The organism is Flavobacterium aeripolare, from assembly GCF_013294025.1.
Classification (GTDB): Bacteria; Bacteroidota; Bacteroidia; order Flavobacteriales; family Flavobacteriaceae; genus Flavobacterium.
Genome location: NZ_JABSNL010000005.1, coordinates 125,197 through 145,233 on the forward strand (window position 1 = coordinate 125,197; position 20,037 = coordinate 145,233).

At 34.5% G+C, this 20,037-nt stretch carries 18 protein-coding genes; 6 read left to right on the forward strand and 12 right to left on the reverse strand.

The window, feature by feature from the left end; all coding sequences use genetic code 11:
• Positions 1–12: 12 nt before the first annotated feature.
• Entirely contained in the window at positions 13–384 is a 372-nt protein-coding gene (gene rsfS / locus HNQ00_RS07740; RefSeq protein ID WP_026709434.1) for a ribosome silencing factor, read from the reverse strand.
• Positions 385–479: 95 nt separating this feature from the next.
• Here rsfS and HNQ00_RS07745 point away from each other — a divergent pair, with 95 nt between their 5' ends.
• Positions 480–1,208: a biotin--[acetyl-CoA-carboxylase] ligase gene (locus HNQ00_RS07745; RefSeq protein WP_173837757.1), complete on the forward strand. Its 729-nt coding sequence runs from the start codon at positions 480–482 to the stop codon at positions 1,206–1,208.
• Positions 1,209–1,264: 56 nt separating this feature from the next.
• Here the strand turns inward: HNQ00_RS07745 and HNQ00_RS07750 are convergent, their stop codons facing one another.
• Both HNQ00_RS07750 and pyrE read right to left on the reverse strand, forming a co-directional pair.
• On the reverse strand, positions 1,265–1,657 hold the full coding sequence (locus HNQ00_RS07750; protein WP_173837758.1) for an SRPBCC family protein: 393 nt from the start codon (positions 1,655–1,657) through the stop codon (positions 1,265–1,267).
• Positions 1,658–1,668: 11 nt separating this feature from the next.
• Positions 1,669–2,319, reverse strand: coding sequence for an orotate phosphoribosyltransferase (gene pyrE, locus HNQ00_RS07755; protein ID WP_173837759.1), 651 nt, complete (start codon positions 2,317–2,319; stop codon positions 1,669–1,671).
• A gap of 7 nt (positions 2,320–2,326) precedes the next feature.
• On the opposite strand from pyrE, the gene HNQ00_RS07760 reads away from it, so the two are divergent.
• Positions 2,327–2,938 carry an NUDIX hydrolase gene (locus HNQ00_RS07760; protein WP_173837760.1) on the forward strand — a complete coding sequence of 204 codons (612 nt, stop codon included), beginning with the start codon at positions 2,327–2,329 and terminating at the stop codon, positions 2,936–2,938.
• Positions 2,939–3,025: 87 nt separating this feature from the next.
• On the opposite strand, the gene HNQ00_RS07765 is transcribed toward HNQ00_RS07760, so the two are convergent.
• Positions 3,026–4,753, reverse strand: coding sequence for a M14 family metallopeptidase (locus HNQ00_RS07765; RefSeq protein ID WP_173837761.1), 1,728 nt, complete (start codon positions 4,751–4,753; stop codon positions 3,026–3,028).
• 145 nt (positions 4,754–4,898) lie between these two features.
• On the opposite strand from HNQ00_RS07765, the gene HNQ00_RS07770 reads away from it, so the two are divergent.
• The gene (locus HNQ00_RS07770) at positions 4,899–6,248 is read left to right on the forward strand and encodes a DEAD/DEAH box helicase (RefSeq protein ID WP_173837762.1); all 1,350 of its coding nucleotides are present in this window, start codon (positions 4,899–4,901) and stop codon (positions 6,246–6,248) included.
• A gap of 84 nt (positions 6,249–6,332) precedes the next feature.
• Here the strand turns inward: HNQ00_RS07770 and fumC are convergent, their stop codons facing one another.
• On the reverse strand, positions 6,333–7,730 hold the full coding sequence (fumC, locus tag HNQ00_RS07775; RefSeq protein WP_173837763.1) for a class II fumarate hydratase: 1,398 nt from the start codon (positions 7,728–7,730) through the stop codon (positions 6,333–6,335).
• Between the two features lie 252 nt (positions 7,731–7,982).
• On the opposite strand from fumC, the gene HNQ00_RS07780 reads away from it, so the two are divergent.
• Entirely contained in the window at positions 7,983–8,156 is a 174-nt protein-coding gene (locus HNQ00_RS07780) for a hypothetical protein (protein ID WP_173837764.1), read from the forward strand.
• Positions 8,157–8,302: 146 nt separating this feature from the next.
• On the opposite strand, the gene HNQ00_RS07785 is transcribed toward HNQ00_RS07780, so the two are convergent.
• Both HNQ00_RS07785 and arsC read right to left on the reverse strand, forming a co-directional pair.
• Positions 8,303–10,828: a TonB-dependent receptor gene (locus HNQ00_RS07785; protein ID WP_173837765.1), complete on the reverse strand. Its 2,526-nt coding sequence runs from the start codon at positions 10,826–10,828 to the stop codon at positions 8,303–8,305.
• 98 nt (positions 10,829–10,926) lie between these two features.
• Complete coding sequence (gene arsC, locus HNQ00_RS07790) at positions 10,927–11,265, reverse strand: arsenate reductase (glutaredoxin) (protein ID WP_173837766.1); 339 nt, start codon at positions 11,263–11,265, stop codon at positions 10,927–10,929.
• A 110-nt stretch (positions 11,266–11,375) separates the two neighbouring features.
• Here arsC and HNQ00_RS07795 point away from each other — a divergent pair, with 110 nt between their 5' ends.
• Both HNQ00_RS07795 and HNQ00_RS07800 read left to right on the forward strand, forming a co-directional pair.
• Positions 11,376–12,314, forward strand: coding sequence for a CPBP family intramembrane glutamic endopeptidase (locus tag HNQ00_RS07795; RefSeq protein ID WP_173837767.1), 939 nt, complete (start codon positions 11,376–11,378; stop codon positions 12,312–12,314).
• Between the two features lie 12 nt (positions 12,315–12,326).
• Positions 12,327–13,385: an AMP-binding protein gene (locus HNQ00_RS07800; RefSeq protein WP_173837768.1), complete on the forward strand. Its 1,059-nt coding sequence runs from the start codon at positions 12,327–12,329 to the stop codon at positions 13,383–13,385.
• Positions 13,386–13,418: 33 nt separating this feature from the next.
• On the opposite strand, the gene HNQ00_RS07805 is transcribed toward HNQ00_RS07800, so the two are convergent.
• The 5 genes from HNQ00_RS07805 to lpxD form a co-directional block, all read right to left on the reverse strand.
• Positions 13,419–14,987, reverse strand: a complete 1,569-nt coding sequence (locus HNQ00_RS07805) for a S41 family peptidase (RefSeq protein WP_173837769.1) — start codon at positions 14,985–14,987, stop codon at positions 13,419–13,421.
• Positions 14,988–14,994: 7 nt separating this feature from the next.
• Entirely contained in the window at positions 14,995–15,510 is a 516-nt protein-coding gene (locus tag HNQ00_RS07810) for a GNAT family N-acetyltransferase (protein ID WP_371739016.1), read from the reverse strand.
• Between the two features lie 65 nt (positions 15,511–15,575).
• Positions 15,576–16,823: an erythromycin esterase family protein gene (locus tag HNQ00_RS07815; RefSeq protein WP_173837771.1), complete on the reverse strand. Its 1,248-nt coding sequence runs from the start codon at positions 16,821–16,823 to the stop codon at positions 15,576–15,578.
• Positions 16,824–17,146: 323 nt separating this feature from the next.
• On the reverse strand, positions 17,147–18,775 hold the full coding sequence (locus HNQ00_RS07820) for an acyl-CoA carboxylase subunit beta (protein WP_173837772.1): 1,629 nt from the start codon (positions 18,773–18,775) through the stop codon (positions 17,147–17,149).
• 154 nt (positions 18,776–18,929) lie between these two features.
• On the reverse strand, positions 18,930–19,928 hold the full coding sequence (gene lpxD, locus HNQ00_RS07825; RefSeq protein WP_173837773.1) for a UDP-3-O-(3-hydroxymyristoyl)glucosamine N-acyltransferase: 999 nt from the start codon (positions 19,926–19,928) through the stop codon (positions 18,930–18,932).
• Positions 19,929–20,037: the final 109 nt, after the last annotated feature.

The following is a 20,037-nucleotide window of genomic DNA, read 5'->3' on the forward strand; positions in this document are numbered from 1 at the left end:
TTGTGTTTTTCTTTAGTATTTGTTTTCGATTGTAGTGATCTTAGCATCACCCCACAAACTTTCAATATTGTAATATTCTCTAATTTGTTGTTGAAATACGTGAACTACGATGTTTACGTAATCCATAAGAACCCATTCAGCATTGTCGGATCCCTCAACATGCCATGGTTTGTCTTTTAATTCTTTCGAAACGATTTTTTGGATAGAGTTTACAATTGCGTTTACTTGTGTATTAGAATTACCATTACAAATTACGTAATAGTCACAAACGGCCGTATCAATTTCTCTTAAGTCTAGAATGCTAATGTCATTTCCTTTTACTTCTTCTATTCCCTTAATGATGTTTGCTAGTAAGTCATCATTATTAATTGTCTTTTTTGCCATGAAAAATTTTTATATAAGTTGGTAAAGTTACCATTTTTTGTGATTATTTTTGACCCTTAACAAAATATTAAATTCTGTTGCACAAAATATAGTCAATGAAACTAATCAAACTCGATGCCATAGATTCAACAAACGATTTCCTTAAGGGCTTAGCCAATAAGCAGTTTGTTGAAAATTTTACCGTTGTAACTGCCGAAATGCAAACAAAAGGAAAGGGGCAAATGGGGTCTGTATGGCAAGCCGAAAAGGGTAAGAACCTAACAATGAGTGTTCTTATTAAAGATGTTTTACTGGATTTAAACCAAATTTACACCTTGAACATTGCTGTGGCTCTTGCTGTAATTAGGGCATTACAATTTTTTAAAATCCCTGAATTATCTATAAAATGGCCAAACGACATTATGTCATATAATTACAAAATTGGCGGTATTTTAATCGAAAATAGTATCAAGATTGACGGTTCAGTTAATTCAGTGGTGGGTATTGGACTCAATATTAACCAAACCAATTTTGAAAACCTTCCTAAAGGGTCTTCTCTAGCTGTTATCGCTAAACAAGAATTTGATAAACAATCAGTATTACTTTCGATAGTTAAAGAGTTAAAGGATGCTATGATTGTTCTTAAAACAAATCCAGATTCATTGTGGAGGGACTATTTGCAATTGCTCTTTAAAAAGAACCTGCCTATGCCATTTGAATTGCCAGAAGGGAAGCGATTCATGGGAATTATTAAAGGAGTCTCTATGCAAGGGAAATTAGAAATCTTGCTAGAAGATGACTCTATTGTGACTTATAATATTAAAGAAATCCAAATGTTGTATTAACTAAAAAGTCCTTTAAAAATAAATTTAAAGGACTTTTTTATAAAGGTATAAGTGTATTAAAGTTTACCCATATTTGTTGCTAGTGTTTCAATGAATTTTCCAATAGGCCCTTTGATCATCATAGCCATCATAGGATTAAAGTCACCTTCAAAGTCTAATTTCACTGCGCTTGTAGCGTCAGATACAGACTCGATATTAGTTACTAATGTAAAAGGAAGTTTGTCACTAGCAGCTCCAAGAACTATTTTACTAGGAGATACTTTATCTTTCATTTTTAGTTTGATCTCAGGCATTCCTTTCAATCCAAAAATAAAGGCATCTTCACCTATAACTTCAAATTTAGCAATATTCTCAGGCATCAATTGTTCAAAATTTTTCACATCTGTTAATAGTGTAAATAAATCTTGAGCTGATTTTTGAACAGTTACTTTTGGGCTTTCTAAGTTCATATTTGTATTTTTTATTTTATTTCGTTGTTCCAAGTAGATGGGTTTACACTCCATTCTCTTAGTGTTGTTTCTTCTTTTTCGGTAATGTAACTTTTGGCTACAGCCAAGTTTAATAAATTTTCATAATTACTTAAAGTGAATAAATCGACATTAGCATCTTTGAAATTTTGTGTAGAAATATCAAAGCCATAAGTAAATATTGCAGCCATCCCTTTAATGTTTGCTCCAGCAGCACGTAAGGCTTCTACAGCGTTCAAGCTACTACCACCAGTACTAATCAAGTCTTCTACAATAACCACGTTTTGTCCTTTTTGTAAAAAGCCTTCAACTTGATTTTGACGACCGTGTTTTTTTGCTTCTGGGCGCACATATACAAATGGCAACCCCATACTCTCTGCAACTAGCATACCAATTCCTATTGCTCCAGTGGCAACACCGGCAATTACATCTGGCTTACCAAATTGTTTTTCAATATGTTTAGAAAATGCATCTCGCACATAATTTCTTATTGGTGGAAATGAGAGTATTAGCCTGTTATCACAATAAATAGGTGATTTCCATCCAGAAGCCCATGTAAAAGGATTTCCTGGATTCAATTTAATTGCATTTATTTGCAAAAGCAATTCGGCTGTTTTTTCGGCAGTATCTTTATTAAAAATCATAGTACAAATGTATAAAGTTTTTGTGAACGACAAACCACTTTTTTTGACAAATAAAATTTCAAAAGAGACAGATTTTCAATTGTTTTTGTTAGAAAGCATTGATATCAAACAGCTTATCGTAAAAATGTTTCAAAATAAAATTCAGAAGGCCTGTTTATATCATCCCGATGATAAGGAAATTATGAAGACTTTGAAGACAAAAATTCCTGTGAATAAAGCAGGCGGTGGCTTAGTGTATAATAAAAAAGGACAAATTCTCTTTATTTTTAGAAACGGCAAATGGGATCTACCTAAAGGCGGAATCGAAAAAGGAGAGGAAATTGAGGATACCGCCATGCGAGAGGTAGAGGAGGAGACTGGAGTAAACAAATTGAGAATTGTAAAAAAACTCCAAAAAACCTATCATGTTTTTAAGCGTAATGATGTTTATAAACTTAAAGTAACCCACTGGTTTGAAATGCATTCCGACTTTGAAGGTACTCCTCAAGGGCAATTAGAGGAAGGTATCGAGAAGGTGGCTTGGTTTAAACCTGAAGATGTTCCAGAGATCTTAAAGAACTCGTACGAGAATATTAAATTGCTATTTGAAGAAGAAGATGAAATTTCTACTTCTTTGTAATACTTATGTTATAAAATAGGGATTACCATGAAAAACGGACAAATGTTTACAAATCATTTGTCCGTTTTTTTATTTTTATATTGCTGTTTATCTCATGCGATAAATGGGGTACTGCAAATGTGCCTTTTCATAATGCATAGAGTTTTTATAAATCCAGTCTAGTTGAGCAGGAGCATCTTTCGCAAAAGCGGTATCCTTATCTTTTTTAGCTTCAAATGCTTCCTTTATCTCCGGGTTGTCTAGTAATATCTTTGTGGCGGTATCTTCAAAAACATATTCAGAATAGCCTTCCTTTTGCTGTAATATGGTATCAAAGAAATTCCAGTTAAAAAAGGAATCAACTGCAGCGGGTTCCAGCGTTTCTAGTAAATATTTCACACCGGCTTGATCTGTTGAGACGATGTAGTCACCTTCATTAAATGTGCGTGTTTCAATTGTTAATTTAACCGTGGTGTTGCGGTGTAGATAATGCCCTTCATAAGGCGTGTTTGTAGTGTTGTAATTATCTATTTTATAGCTTTCTACAGGGACTTTTGTTTCTTTTAATAATTTGTTTACGACGATGCCATTATTTTTTAGTAATGCAATAATATTCCAGTATCCTTTAGGAATAATATACGCTTTTGGAATTGTCACTGCTGCTACAGCTAGGTAATTTTTTAAGTAGGGGATGGTTTTTTTATATGTTTTTGCTCGGTCATAATACAGCCTTTTACCCGTAGTTACATCACTGTTTTTGTAGGCACCTTCGTAACCTAGAAAATCAAATTGCGTCACCGCTGTACTATCGATTTTGTAACTAAGGGCATATTTTGATCCTGATTTATATAACGATTCGTTTGCCGCTCTTTTTTCTTTTATTTTCTTATAATTATCATTCGTGTATGTCAGCATTGTATGCATGAACTCATAGGTTGCATGGACTCTTTCATCATACTTTTTTAACATATGGGTCTCAACCACATAACCAATGGTGTTAAATAGCGAGGCGTAGCCAGTTGAATAGCGTGGACTATCGTAAAACTGCATAAATCCGCTATCAGGTGTGTCGCTAAAAGCGTTTACATAAGGTGTCATGGGTAGTTGCTTTTTTTCTAAATCTTTAACTATGGCAGTATTCATCTCTTTGTCCATAAAATCCCCTAGAATAGTGCCTATTTTGTTTTGCTGCGTCATTATGTAGGTTAATTTATATTGATAATCTGCACCGTTGCTAACGTGATTGTCGATAAATACATCAGGCTTTAAAAGCTGAAAAATCGTAGCAAAACTTTCGGTATTGCGAGTATCTGATTTTATAAAGTCTCGGTTTAAGTCATAATTGCGTGCATTTCCTCTAAACCCGTAGCTCTCCGGACCATCTTGATTTACTCTTGTTGTACTGTTGCGGTTGAGAGCGCCCCCTATATTGTATACCGGAATCGTAACCAGCACAACATTTGAGGGTATCGCGATTTTGCCTAGTGCTAAGTCGCGATACAGCTGCATTGTTGCATCGATTCCGTCAGGTTCTCCGGGATGAATACCATTGTTTATTAAAATTATTGCTTTATCTTTTCGAACAGAATCAAAATCAAAATCACCATTAGCGCTATAAGTAACAATGTGAAGTGGTTCTCCGCTGTCTGTGAGTCCCATTTCTTGAATAGAAATAGTTTTAAAATCTTTCGCTAGGAGATTATAATATGCTATGGTTTCATTGTAAGTAGCAGTTTGATTGCCATTTCCTTTTTCGAAAGTAGTATCATAAATTTTGTTTTTTTGTGCAAAACAATAGCAGGATAGCAAGAACAACAGGACAGTTGGGAATTTCATTTGGGATTGGTTTTATGGTTATCAAATATAAATAAAATGTGTTTTAAATAAGAAAGTGGGCTTCATTAATCTAGTGTAAAGATAAAAATGGAAATTCTAGACTAGAACTGCATAATTCATTTTACCTTTGCACAAATATTTAAAAATGAATAAGAAGCACCATTCTAATAATATACTATTGAATTTAGGTATCGAAAGCCTAAACGAAATGCAAGAAGTAGCGCAAGATGCTATTTTGAACGATAACAACGTTTTGTTGTTGTCACCTACAGGTTCAGGAAAAACATTGGCCTTTTTGTTGCCTATTTTAGAAATGTTACAACCAGAAATTCTGTCTGTTCAATGTTTGATCTTAGTTCCTTCAAGAGAATTAGGATTGCAAATAGAACAAGTTTGGAAAAAAATGGGAACCGATTATAAAGTGAATGTGTGCTACGGTGGACATTCAATTGATACTGAAATTAAAAACTTGAGTAATCCTCCAGCAGTTTTGATAGGAACTCCTGGGCGTATTGCAGATCATATTGATAGAGGCACTTTTAGAGTTGATAAAATACAAACCTTAATTTTAGATGAGTTTGATAAATCGTTGCAATTGGGTTTCCATGAGCAAATGTCTTTTATCATTGGAAAATTAAGCAAACTGAACAAGCGAGTTTTGGTATCTGCGACTAGTGATATCGAAATCCCAAAATATACTAGAGTAATCAATCCAACTGTTTTAGACTTTATTCCGGAGCACGAAGAGGCTAGTAATTTGGCCACCAAATTAGTAGTGTCTAAAGATAAAGACAAATTAGGGAGTTTGTTTAACCTGATTTGCTCTTTAAAATCAGAATCGGCTATTGTTTTTTGTAACCACCGAGATGCTGCAGAGCGTATTAGTGATACCTTAAACGAGAAAGGAATTTACTCAACATATTACCATGGAGGTATGGATCAAGAGGAACGCGAGCGTGCTTTGATTCAATTTAGAAACGGAAGTGTGAGCTACCTCATCACTACAGATTTAGCTGCCCGCGGACTTGATATTCCTGAGATGAACCACGTTATTCATTATCATTTGCCATCAAAAGAAGATGAGTACACGCATAGGAACGGTCGTACAGCTCGTATGACAGCCTCTGGAACGGCTTATATCATCACGCATGATAGTGAGAAAAAAATGGATTATATTGATTATGGTATGAAAGTGCTTGCTGTTGACACTGCTGTGAATTTGCCTAAACCGCCTCAATTTCAAACAATCTACATAAGCGGTGGTAAAAAGAATAAATTAAACAAAATCGACATTGTAGGTTTCTTTTCTCAAAAAGGGCAACTAGAAAAAGGAGATTTGGGTTTAATCGAAGTGAAAGATTTTATTTCGTTTGCTGCTGTGAGATTCGGGAAGGTAAAGGATCTGTTAAGTAATATTAGAGATCAAAAAATGAAAGGCAAAAAATACAAGATCGAAGTAGCTCGTAAAGTGATTAAAAAAGAAGAGGAGCAATAGCATACTATTTTTTATTCATTCAATATAAAAAGGCCCTGTAACATCAATTTGTTACAGGGCCTTTTATTTACTGGTATGGGCTAATTATTTTAGACTTCCCACCATATCTTCTGGTTTTACCCAAGCATCAAAATCTTCGGCAGTTATATATCCTAAACGTACAGACTCTTCTTTCAATGTTGTTCCGTTCTTGTGTGCTGTTTGCGCGATTTCTGCTGCTTTGTAATATCCTATTTTAGTATTTAAAGCAGTTACAAGCATTAATGAATTATCAACTAATTCTTTAATTCTTTTGTGATTAGGTTCGATACCTTGAGCACAGTGCTCGTCAAATGATTTACAAGCATCTCCTAGTAAACGTGCTGATTGTAAAAAGTTAGCAGCCATTACTGGTTTGAATACGTTCAATTCATAATGACCCTGCATTCCACCCACAGTGATAGCAACATCGTTACCCATTACTTGAGCACATACCATAGTCAACGCCTCACATTGTGTAGGGTTTACTTTTCCGGGCATGATAGAAGAACCTGGTTCGTTTTCTGGAATAATCAATTCCCCAATTCCTGAGCGAGGTCCAGAAGCTAGCATACGAATATCGTTTGCAATTTTGTTTAAAGAGACAGCAAGTTGCTTCAAAGCACCATGAGATTCAACGATAGCATCATGTGCTGCTAGTGCTTCAAATTTATTTTCGGCAGTGATAAAAGGGTGTCCAGTAAATTCAGCAATGTATGCTGCTACTTTTACATCATATCCAGCAGGTGTATTTAAACCTGTACCCACAGCAGTTCCTCCAAGAGCGACCTCAGATAAGTGTGCTAAGGTATTTTTTACTGCTTTTAAACCGTAGTTTAATTGTGCAACGTAACCAGATAATTCTTGTCCTAAAGTTAGAGGAGTAGCATCCATAAGGTGCGTACGGCCAATTTTTACTACATTTTTGAATTCAGTTGCTTTTGCGTTTAAAGTATCTCTTAATTGTTCAACACCAGGAATAGTTACTTCTACGATCGCTTTGTAAGCAGCAATATGCATTCCCGTAGGGAAAGTATCGTTTGACGATTGTGACTTATTCACATCATCATTTGCCTTAATAAATTGTTCTCCTTCACCTATCGCAAAACCTTTTAAAACTTGTGCACGGTTAGCAACAACTTCATTTACGTTCATATTACTTTGAGTACCAGAACCTGTTTGCCAGATTACTAACGGAAACTGGTCGTCCAGTTTACCTGCAAGTATTTCATCACATACAGCTGCAATAGCATCGCGTTTTTCGATTGGTAAAACACCTAAATCACAGTTAGCATAAGCAGCTGCTTTTTTTAAGTAAGCAAAACCTTCAACGATTTCTTTTGGCATCGAAGCAGATGGTCCTATCTTAAAATTATTTCTAGAACGTTCTGTTTGTGCACCCCAATATTTATCGGCTGGGACTTGCACTTCACCCATAGTATCCTTCTCTATTCTAAATTCCATTTTATATGTGTTTGTGTTATTTGAAAAATTACATGTTGTTGTATATTTTGTGAGTTAGCCCAGATAGTAGCGGCATCCCACGCTTTTTATGCGTGGATATAGCGGATAGCTGGAAAATGCTCCTAAATATGAGCTCAAAAATACGGATAAATACTATTTTATAAAAATTGATGCATAGTTTTTATAATTTTTTATTGGTAGGGATGGATAATAAACTTACATTTGTGGCTACATTCAAAAATTCCGGAAAACATGTTTGAATTTTCACAGTATTTAGGCTTTTTACTTTTTTTAACCATCCTTACTTTAGGATTCTGGTTAATGTTTTTTCTAGTTAGTTTCGTTTCCTACTGGGTAGGCGGTGCATCTTGGGAAGCATATAAAGAAAAAAAAGCTAAAAAGAAGCAAGAACAACAATCACTATAATATAGTAGATTGTGTCATAAAAAAGGATTCGGTAAACGGATCCTTTTTTTTTGTGCCCTACTTTTTCGAATAGGCAAAAAAAAATACGGATTCGTATTTAAACGAACCCGTATTCAAGAATTAATTAACCTAACTAAATTCTTGTGTTATCCTGGAAATCCTCCACCATCTTCATCACCACCACCTTTAGGAGCTTCTCTATCTTTATCAGATTTTTTCTTGTTGATGCGGTATGTGAATGATAAATTAAATTGTCTTTTTCTAAACTGGAACTCACTGTAATTACTTACTGAAGCCAAATTAGTTTCTGATCTCATTCTGCGTGAGTTAAAAATGTCACTTACGTTAAATGCAATCGTTGCTTTGTCTTTTAAGATATCTTTACTTAAAGCAGTATTGATCATGTATTGACCCAAACTTCTTCCTTGAGCAGTATTGCTAGGTCCAAAGTACATTCCGCTTAATTGCCATTCGATTTTGTATGGTAAAGTATATCTAGAATTTACTCTCGTAAACCATGAAACTGCTTCGTTGTCTAAATTAGTCGTTTGTACAATTCCTTGAGAATCTGTGTAGACAAACGCTCCTGTTGTTTTAGAATCGAATAAGTTAAAGCTACTATTCAGTTTCCATTTTTTGCTAGGAGAGTAGTTTAATGTGAATTCGAAACCAAATTTTTGTTCTTTTCCAATGTTGATTGGCGTACTTAAAATAACTGGCGTACCACCTACAAGTGTTCCTGTACCATCGTCAACTCCGTTTACAAAATCACCGCTTTCATAACGTACAAATGAAAATACGTCTGTCGTGTTTTCGAAATAAAGTGAGGTATTGAAAGTTACTTTATCCCATCTTTTAATATAACCTAAATCAAATTTATCTGTTAGTGAAGGATCTAAATCAGGGTTACCTCTAAAGATGTTGATGTTACTAGAAATATTAGGAGTAGGGTCTAAGAAACGTCCTCTAGGTCTTGAAAGACGTTTACTATAGCTTAATGAAAGGCTACTTTCATCTGATATTTCGTAGTTTACAAAAGCACTAGGGAAAAACTTATTGTACTTTTTATTATTAAACTCATTAGTGTCTAAGAGATTGACATCAATATTAGTGTCTTCCCAACGCAAACCAAATAAGTATGAAAATTTGTTTACTTTGAAACCATATTGTGTATAGATGGCGTTGATTTTTTCTTTGTATTCTAATGTGTTAGAAAGTGAATTACCTAAGCTGTTTCCATTTTCACTAGCAAAAATATCGTAATCTTTATTCAAGTCATTGAAGTTTCCTTTGTAACCTGCTTCAAATTGACCACCTTCACCTATCGGTAAAACGTAATCGGCTTGAAATTGAAATTGTTTTTGAACTTCATCATTCATTGTAGTACTAAACGACGATTGATCAGGAAAAGTCTCGTTTACAGCAGTAATAATCGAATTGTCTTTATCGTTATTTCTTGAATACGAACCGTCAACTGTTAATTTGTGACCTTTGTCATTAAAGTTTTTAATGAAATTAGAAGTGAATTCAAAGTCATTTCCACTGTCATATCCATTATTCAAACGGTAATTATCGAAAGTGAATTGGCGTGCTTGATCAAAATTTCTATAAGTAACTAAATCCTCATTGTCTCCGCGATTGTCTCTATAACTAATTGCATTTGTCCAGAATGTTGTAGGTGTTATTTCCCACTCAACACCTGTCTTTGTACTAATTCCTTTTCTTGTACGTTGTGTATCACGAGTTTCATCTATGAATTTACTAGTAGAACCATCTAGATTGTAATATTCTGAATTTGTTTTACCAGCACCTTCATTTGTTCTATAGCTATATCCTGTAGAAGTGAAATAATTCATCTTCTCAGTTTTGTAATTCAAGTTGGCACTTAGACCGTATGTTTCTGGATATCCTGTAGAGGCAATAAATGTTCCGTTAAAACCTTGATTTTTTCCTTTTTTAAGTATGATATTCAAGATTCCGGCACCTCCTTCCGCATCATAACGTGCAGATGGGTTAGTAATCACTTCAACTTTATCAATAGCGTCAGCTGGAATTTGGCGTAAAGCCTCCGCCATATTTAAGGCATTAGAGGGACGGCCATCAATAAAAATACGTACGTTATCGCTTCCTCTTAAACTTACATTACCTTCAACATCAACAGATACAGAAGGAACATTTTCAAGAACATCACTTACAGTTCCTCCTTTTACAAGCATGTCGTTACCTACATTGTAAACCTTTTTGTCTAATTTGATTTCGACTGTAGATTTTTCAGCACGAATTACTACCTCATTTAATTGAGCAGCATCTTCGCTTAAAGCAATCGTTCCTAAATCTGTATCTTCTTTAAGCACTTTATCTTTTAATTCGATTGATTTAAAAGAAATGAACTCTATTTTTATAGTATACATTCCTGGAGAAACAGCAATATTAAAAGCTCCTTTAGGATCAGTAATTCCTCCTGAAACAACTTTGGCTGTCCTAGAGTTTGTAAATGAAATTGTAGCATATTCTAAGGGTTGCTTACTAATTTTCTCTATAACAGTTCCAATAATACTAATTTTTGCTGCTGCTGGACCTTGTCTTGGTGGACCTTGCCTTTGTTGTGCAAAGCTACAGACTAAGGTTAGAAAAAATGTAAGTGTTAAGTAGGTTTTTAAATGATGGTACATTAGTATTTTAGTTTAGATTATCGTGTTAGGATTAGTAAAAGCGAAATAGGTTTAATCACTATTTCATAAATAAATGTTAAAATAAAAAAGAGCGTTTTTTATAAGGTTTTTTGAATGCTTTCTAAATCTCTAGCTATGGTCGCTTTTCCATCTTTAATTATAATAGGACGTTCAATTAAGATTGGGTTTTCAACCAGTGCGTCTACTATTGCATCATCTGTTAAGGACTGATTTTTATACCTCTCAATCCAAATCTTTTCTTTTTTACGCACCAGTTCTAATGGGGCCATTTCAAGCATTTCTAAGAGTGCAATAATTTGTTTTTTGCTGGGTGTTTGTTCTAGGTATTTTATGGTTTCAAATTCTATATTGTTCTCTGTAAGATACGCCAAACAGTTTCTAGATTTGCCGCAACGTGGATTGTGATAAACTTGCATTTTAAATAAGGTTTTAATAGGATTTATATCAAATAAAAAAGGTAATTTTAAAATCACAAAAGTAGCTTTTAAGAGGTTGCTTTCAAGAATAATAAAATAAAATTTTAGAAATGTTTATAGCCCAGGGTTTTAAGAAGGAGAATAGTTTTGCAAGTTATTTATTTGGTTCATTTTTATTGTTTCTAGCGGCAAACATTGGTTCGATACCTCTTGTAGTGGTAACTGCTATTTATTCGCATTACAGTGGTAAACCCATGCCTACGGGGATGGAAGGTTTTGCTACTTACTTTGACTCCAATCTCTATTTAGCCTTGATGCTACTTTCTTTTGTGTTTGTGCTAGCTGCATTGTTTTTAATTTTAAAAAAATCGCACAATCAAAACATGTTATCTATTACCACTTCGCGGCCAAAGGTTGACTGGAAGCGAGTCGCCTTTTCATTTATAATCTGGGGGGCGTTCTTGATAGTTTCGGTTATTGTTGCTTATTTTTTAAATCCTGAGGAATACGTTTTAAATTTCAAACCCATCCCTTTCCTAATATTAGTAGTGGTGGTACTGCTTTTAATTCCTATTCAAACGAGTGTTGAGGAATTAGTTTTTAGAGGCTATTTAATGCAAGGTTTTGGGAATTTAGCTGAAAATAAATGGTTTCCTTTATTGATGACGACACTTATATTTGGTGGAATGCATTATTGGAATCCTGAAGTATCGCGTGTTGGGAATTTAATTATGCTCGAATATTTAGCAGTAGGACTTTTTCTAGGAATTATCACCTTAATGGATGAAGGTCTAGAATTAGCTTTAGGCTTTCATGCTGCAAATAATATTTTTGGGGCATTGCTGATAACAGCAGATTGGACCGCTTTTCAAACCGATTCTATTTTAAAAAGCGTAAGCGAACCCACCTATGGCTTGACAGATGTTCTATTATTACTTATAACCTATCCTGTGCTCTTGTATATTTTTAGTAAACGATACAATTGGACTAATTGGAAAGAAAAATTAACAGGCAAAATTACAGCAAACAGCACTTCTAATAGTATTTAAAAATCACAAATTATGGCAACTGAAGTTACTTATAAAAATGTACACAACCGTTTCAAGTTAAACGGATACCATCTTGATAGAGATGATTTGTGCCGCGTATCCTATTGCTTAATTAAAGAAGGTGACGCATTTGAGAAATCTATTGGTGATTTTCTTCTAGATTGGTTTGACAGTAAGGAATATATCACGCTGAAAACTTCAGGAACAACGGGAGCGCCCAAGCTTATCAAAATGGACAAACAAAAAATGGTTAACTCTGCATTAGCTACAGGAGACTTTTTTAATTTGAGTCCAGGAGATAAAGCACTTTTTTGTTTGCCAACAGAATATATTGCTGGTAAGATGATGTTAGTACGTAGTTTTATTCTAGGTTTAGACGTTGATTTTGTTGCGCCAACTTCTACACCACTAGCAAAAAATGAAAAAGTATATGATTTTGCTGCTATGGTACCTTTACAAGTACAAAAGTCTCTTAAAGAATTGAAAAATATTAAGAAACTGATTGTGGGCGGTGCAAAAATGAGCAAAGAATTAGAGAAGAGCTTGAAGAAATTAAAAGAAACAGCCGTTTATGAGACTTATGGTATGACAGAAACCATCACTCATATTGCTGCTAAAAAAGTAGGGGAGTCTGCATTTACCATTTTACCCGATATCGTTATTTCACAAAATCACGAGCAGTGTTTAGTAATTAATGCTCCTAAAATTTCAGATCAGGCCATTGTCACAAATGATATTATCGAAATAATAAATGCCCATCAATTTAAGTTTTTAGGGCGCGTAGATAATGTGGTGAATAGTGGTGGTATAAAATTAATTCCAGAGCAAATAGAGGAGAAGTTATCCGGATTGATTCCATCCCGATTTTTTGTTGGCGGTATTGCTGATGACGTTTTAGGCGAAAAATTAGTATTAGTAGTAGAAGGAGATAAAGGCATTTTTGACGAAAGTCTGCTAGCAGGTTTAGAAAAATACGACCAGCCAAAAGAGATTTTTTACAATATCTTGTTTCTAGAAACAGATAACGGAAAAGTTAAGAGAAACGAAATCCTAAAAAGTTTAAATCAATAAAAGAAAAGCACCTTTAAAGGTGCTTATCTTTTGCTATTCTTTGTTTGCTTTTATGTCTTCAAGTATCCATTCAAGTTGGGGATCTTTTTGATTAAGTACATCATTTATGGTCACTTCAATCTTTTTGTTAGGATATACTCCGTGGCCTTGAACTGTAGTTTGCTGATGCGGTATAACGTGCATTAATCCCATTCTAATTTTTAAATCAGAATGCGGTAATTTAATAATAGGTATAATTCCCGCTACGGTGCCATTGAAATTCCCACCAGTTTCTTCACCTACAAATGTAGCTCTTGAAGTTCCTTTTAAAGTTGCGGATAATATACTAGATGCCGAGAAGCTTCCTCCATTAATTAGTACATATACTTTCCCCTTAAAAGCCAGTTCATCAGCTTCTTGTTCTTTTGTATAAATTTTTTGATAAAAACTTCCATCCTTATCTTTCTTAGTAGTTAATAAAGAAATAGTGAAAGTAAAGGGGAAAAGGATTGTCTTAGCTACCTGAACTACTACAGGCGCATTAGATAAGTAAGATCCTATTGCTACACTAGAACGCGAAACAACCTTTGACTTCTCTAATAATACATAGTTTGTGTCAGTTAAAAGAGAATAGAGATAATTTATTTCACTTAATCTTTCGCCACCATTGTCTCTTAAATCTAATATTAAGTTTTTCGATTTGAAGTTCTTGATTTTTGCAAAAGACTCCTTGTAAAACTTTTTGTAAGCCCTATTTTTAAAGCCTCTAATTTTGATAATTACGGTGCTGCTATCTTGACCTCTAAATTCAATATTTCGAGTATAATTACCTGCAGTAGCATCGTATCCTTGAATGCGGTTTTTACGTTTTAATGCCTTTGTCTTTTCTCTATCTACTTTTATTTTAGGAACTTTTACAACAGCTGCTGAATCATTTTTATTTTCTTCTTTCTTAAAGCGTTTTATTAAATGGTTTTCAATGCTGTCATTGTATTTAAAGGTGTATAATAGGCTGTCTTTAATCCCGTGATCGATGACAAAATAGTTAGCAAGACGCGTGTTATAATAATTGGGTTTAAATGTAGTATTAAAACCATCAGAGGTAAAATAGTTATTATGTTCTTGAATGATGTCAGTTACTTTAATATTATCGACACTAATAAGTTGGGAACCAACATGTATGGTACTATCTGTAGATTTATTTTTTAAGACATATAATTTGTTTTCATTGAAACCCAATTCAATTTGTGAAAATGGTCCCATTCCTTTTTCTTCAAGTGCTTTACTTTCGTTCTTACTTAATCGCTTCATAGGAGGGTAGACAATCATATGCCCTTGTTTAACTGCAGCGACAATAGGACTTATTTTTTTGTAAAATTCTAAGGGTTTTAATGGTGTTTTTAAACTGTTTTTCAAACTATCAAATTTATGGTCTAAATCCTCTTTACTGATGAAACCATACAGAAAAGGATGCAAATGCTGTAATTTTTTATAGGTGAAGTCAACATCGCTTTTTAAGTCGTTGACAGGGATTTTAGTGTCATAATGTTGGTTGTATTTTTCAACAGAATTACATTGTATAAAAACCGCAAGTATTGCAATAAATAGTAGTACTTTTTTCATGTGCTTATTATGCTTTTAGTATTTTTTCGTAGGCTCTTCTAGGGCTTCCTCTAAAGTAAACTTCACCACAATATACGTAGTGTAATTTCTCAAAAATAGCAATCATGGCTTGATTGTCAAAGCTGGTGTCTGCTTTAATGCTTTTTATAGAATGGACTGCAGCAAATTTTTCGATCTCTTGCATTAAGATTTTGGCAATTCTTTTACCTAGATATTCCTGTGCAATCGCTACACGGTGAAAAACCACGAAATCAGAATCACTCAACCATTTACCTTGAATATTTTCGTACTCGGGTTCGTCGTTAATTAAAATTGCAGTGTACCCTATAATTATTTCTCCATCTAGAAGTATGTATCCCGCAGCTTTATTGATGTCATTTAAAATAACTTCAGGATTTGGATAACCATCTTGCCATTGCTGGCTTCCATCGGCTTTGCGTCTTGCAATAGCTTGCTTTAGAATAATCCATATTTCGGGAATTTGAGCAGCTACTGCTTTTTTGAAATCTAAATTCATTGTAATCTTTGTATTAAAAGTACTAAAATAGTTCTTTATGGGGCTATTTTAAACTTATTTACACGCTATTTTTAATTATGGAGTAAAGTAGATTCTGTTGTATTTTTCACAAAAATAATAGCATCAAAAGAATATATTAATCTTTCCTGTATAACCATTTTAGGATCGAAAGTAGAGCCAATTCCTTGATGTGTTACTTTAGAGTTAAGATAATCAGCTAAAACGGAAGTTTTTATTGCCGTATTAAAATCTAGTAAGTAAGTGTCAAAGGTACATTTATCGAATAGTTCATTACTCGTGTTTTTCATTACGTTATCGATTACACTTGTGGTGAGGCGGTTTTTAGAAAGGTCTAATGCGTTAAATTTTCCAGTGGCAAAATCAAATCCTACGCTGTAATATTGATTACCATATTTTTGTTTGAGATGGTTTCCCATCGATGGGATATTAGACTGTATTTTATCTTTATTCACATGTAAATTATGAGCCCAAAGGAAAACTTTACCTTCTGCTCCAGCTGAAGTCAATACTTTATTGACGTTTTCTGCCATTTGTGTGTCTCTAGTTGTTTGATTGTAATTCAAACTAAATTCAATGTATTGTATGATAGCTTCTTGTGTTCTTACATAAAAATCGCTGCTATCTATTGCGTTGTTATTTAAGACGGTTTTTAGATCTGTCATAACTACTAAATGATTTTTTAATTCTTTCCTATTCGCATCTTTTATATTCTGTGTCTTGCTATAAGTTGCAATGATTTTTAAATATTCTTCTTTCTTTTCTATGTTACTCACTTTTATGTAATCATACATTATTTTGGCTGCAGTAGCACAATCCTTACTATCTACACCATGAAAACTTAATTGCTCACTAGTGTTTTTACCCCTGTTGTAAACCTTCATCCATTCAATAAGATCTAATACTTCGGTGCAGTTCCATATCCAAAACCCAATGTTATTCAACGCGATTTTAGGATTAATGTTTTTACCGTGTATGTAATCATTGATTGCGATGCAGTTTCCGTAGCTAGCTTCAATTGCAAAGTTTTTCACAGCTTGATTTTTTACCACATATTTAAAGAATTTAACTTTTAAGTCAAAGAATTCTTTTGTGCCATGCGTCGCCTCTCCGAAACCAAAAATTCTCACATCTTTAAAAATACTGTCTAAAGTTGGATTCTTCTCCACTTCAATATTTGGATTTACATCTTTGATTCTGAATGCATTTTCATTGATGGCTTTTACGATTTCATTGGTTTGGCTCAACATTATAAAATTACATAGCAGCATCAAAATTGAAAAGTGGATCTTTTTGGTCATAATCGAATGTTCAATGTGGTTTGTTTTGTACTATTTCACAAATCATTTTGAGAAAAAATGCCTTTTATAAAGATGTTGTAATATAGATAATTATGTTATTTACCTTAAGTGGATTTGTATTGCAGGCTTTCCAAATATACCATTAAATCCCAAGAATAAACTTTGGTTTGCAAGATAAATCTGTAGAAGTATTTATGAAAAACAGTCGTAAAAAAATAGCCCCGATAGCAGCGGCATCCCCTTTTTAGGGATACAGCGGATAGCGGGACATAAGTTATTATGAAAATGAGAGTGTCTTGCTCCCAATAATAGAAATATTCTTGTTATACTTGGATCACTCCTAGGTTAAATTGTTTCTCGATAGGAGCGTGGTCTGCAGCTTCAATACCCATTGAGATCCATTTTCTAGTATCTAGTGGGTCGATGATTGCATCTGTCCATAAGCGAGAGGCAGCGTAATAGGGCGAAACTTGTTCGTCATAACGTGCTTTTATCTTTGCAAAAAGGGCTGCTTCTTTCTCTTCATCTACTACTTCACCACTTTTCTTTAATGATGAGGCTTCGATTTGTGCCAACACTTTTGCAGCTTGCGTTCCACCCATTACGGCAAGTTCTGCGCTTGGCCAAGCAAAAATTAATCGTGGATCGTATGCTTTTCCGCACATGGCATAATTTCCAGCACCATAAGAGTTTCCTACAATAACGGTGAATTTTGGCACGACAGAATTACTTACCGCATTCACCATTTTAGCACCGTCTTTAATAATTCCGCCTTGCTCAGATTTTGATCCTACCATAAAACCGGTAACATCTTGAACGAAAACTAACGGAATCTTTTTCTGGTTGCAATTTGCTATAAAACGAGTCGCTTTGTCAGCACTATCAGAGTAGATAACACCTCCAAATTGCATTTCGCCTTTCTTGGTTTTTACCACCTTTCTTTGGTTGGCTACAATTCCTACAGCCCAACCGTCGATGCGTGCGTAACCTGTGATAATTGTTTGACCGTAACCATCTTTATATGCCTCAAACTCTGAGTTGTCTACTAAACGATTGATGATGTCCATCATGTCATACTGTTCGTTACGCGCTTTAGGTAAAACACCGTACAATTCTTTTTCGTCTAATGCTGGTTTCTCTGACTTCACACGGCTAAAACCAGCCTTATTGTAGTCACCAATCTTATCAACAATATTTTTTATTTTGTCTAAGGCGTCTTTATCGTCTTTAGCTTTATAATCAGTTACACCTGAAATTTCGCAATGTGTTGTCGCTCCACCTAAGGTTTCGTTATCGATGCTTTCACCAATAGCTGCTTTTACTAAATAGCTTCCAGCAAGGAAAATACTTCCAGTACCTTCAACGATAATTGCTTCGTCACTCATGATAGGCAAGTAAGCACCACCGGCAACACAACTTCCCATGATAGCAGAGATTTGTGTAATTCCCATGCTACTCATTTGAGCGTTGTTTCTAAATATTCTACCAAAGTGTTCTTTATCAGGGAATATTTCGTCTTGCAAAGGCAAATACACTCCTGCGCTATCTACTAAATAGATAATAGGCAAGCGATTTTCCATTGCAATTTCTTGTGCTCTTAAGTTCTTTTTGGCTGTTATAGGGAACCAAGCACCTGCTTTTACAGTAGCGTCATTAGCAACAACGACACATTGCTTCCCTCTAATGTATCCTACTTTTACAACAACTCCACCAGAAGGACATCCGCCATGTTCTTTGTACATTCCTTCACCTACAAAAGCGCCTATTTCAATTGCTTTTGCTTTAGGGTCAAGAAGGTAATCGATGCGTTCTCTGGCAGTCATCTTTCCTTCTGCATGTAATTTTTCAATTCTCTTTTCACCACCACCTAATTTCACTTTTGAAAGGTTGTGTTTTAATTGAGATAATAACAGTTTATTGTGATCTTCGTTCTTATTGAAGTTTAAATCCATGTTGTAATAGTGTTATAAATAGTTGGTGCTAAAATACAAAATCCATCGAAATAATATTTACTATTTTCGATGGATTATAATAATTTTTCGATATAAAATTAAAAAAACGATGCGCAACGTCTGTTTTTTTATGAATTTGATAAATTGTGCTAGTTTACTTCTTTGAATCGTTAACTAGACGTTTTAAAATTGCCCATTGTTTAAGTGCATCTCTAGCTTCGACAGCTGGATAACCTAACATTGTTTTTCCTGCTGCTACGTCACCAGTCACTCCTGATCCTGCGCCTACAATTGCACCGCTACCTATTGTTGTGTGGTCTTTAATTGACGCACTACCACCAATGATTACACCGTCGCCTAAAGTAACTGATCCTGCTAGACCACTGTTTCCAGCCATGATGCAAAAACGACCTAATTTACTGTTATGGCCTATTTGTACCAAGTTGTCTATTTTGCAACCATCGCCTACAACTGTTGAGCTAAATTTACCTCTATCAACGCAAGAGTTAGCACCAATTTCTACATTGTTGCCTATGATTACATTACCTATTTGCGGAATTTTTACTAATCCTCGTTGTGCGCAAGGGCTAAAACCAAATCCATCGGCGCCAATTGTAGCATTAGGATGAATAATACAGTCACTCCCTATATGGCAACGTTCTCTAATTACTGCTCCAGACCATATTATGGTATTTGCACCTATCGTACATTCATCAAGTACGGTCACATTAGGATAGATAACTGTATTTTCTCCAATGGTTACATTAGGTCCTATGTAAGATCCAGCACCTATTTTTGCTCCATTTGCAATGTATGCACTCATATCTACTACTGCAGTAGGGTGGATTGCTGAACTGAATACTGGGGCAGGGGGAGCAAATAAATGTAAGACTTGCGTCATCGCTAAGTCGGCATTTTTTACTTTTATAAAGGCTCTATTATCTCCAGGTTCAATGCTAATATCGTCGTTAACTACTGCTACGCAAGCATTAGAACTTTGCCAAAACTTCTCATACTTTTTACAACCAATAAATGTAATATTGTTCTCCTTAGCAATTTCTAGTTGCTCGGGAGCTGTAATTTGATTTGAAGTATTTCCAACAACAACGCCATTTAAGATTTCGTTGATTTCGTTTACAGAGAATGATTTCATTAAGTTTTTGTTAGTATAAGAGTTTAATAAGTACCAAATAAAATGATTTAGGTGCATACTTCCTAATATTAAGTAGCTGTTTAACTATTTTAAGGTGATATTATTATAA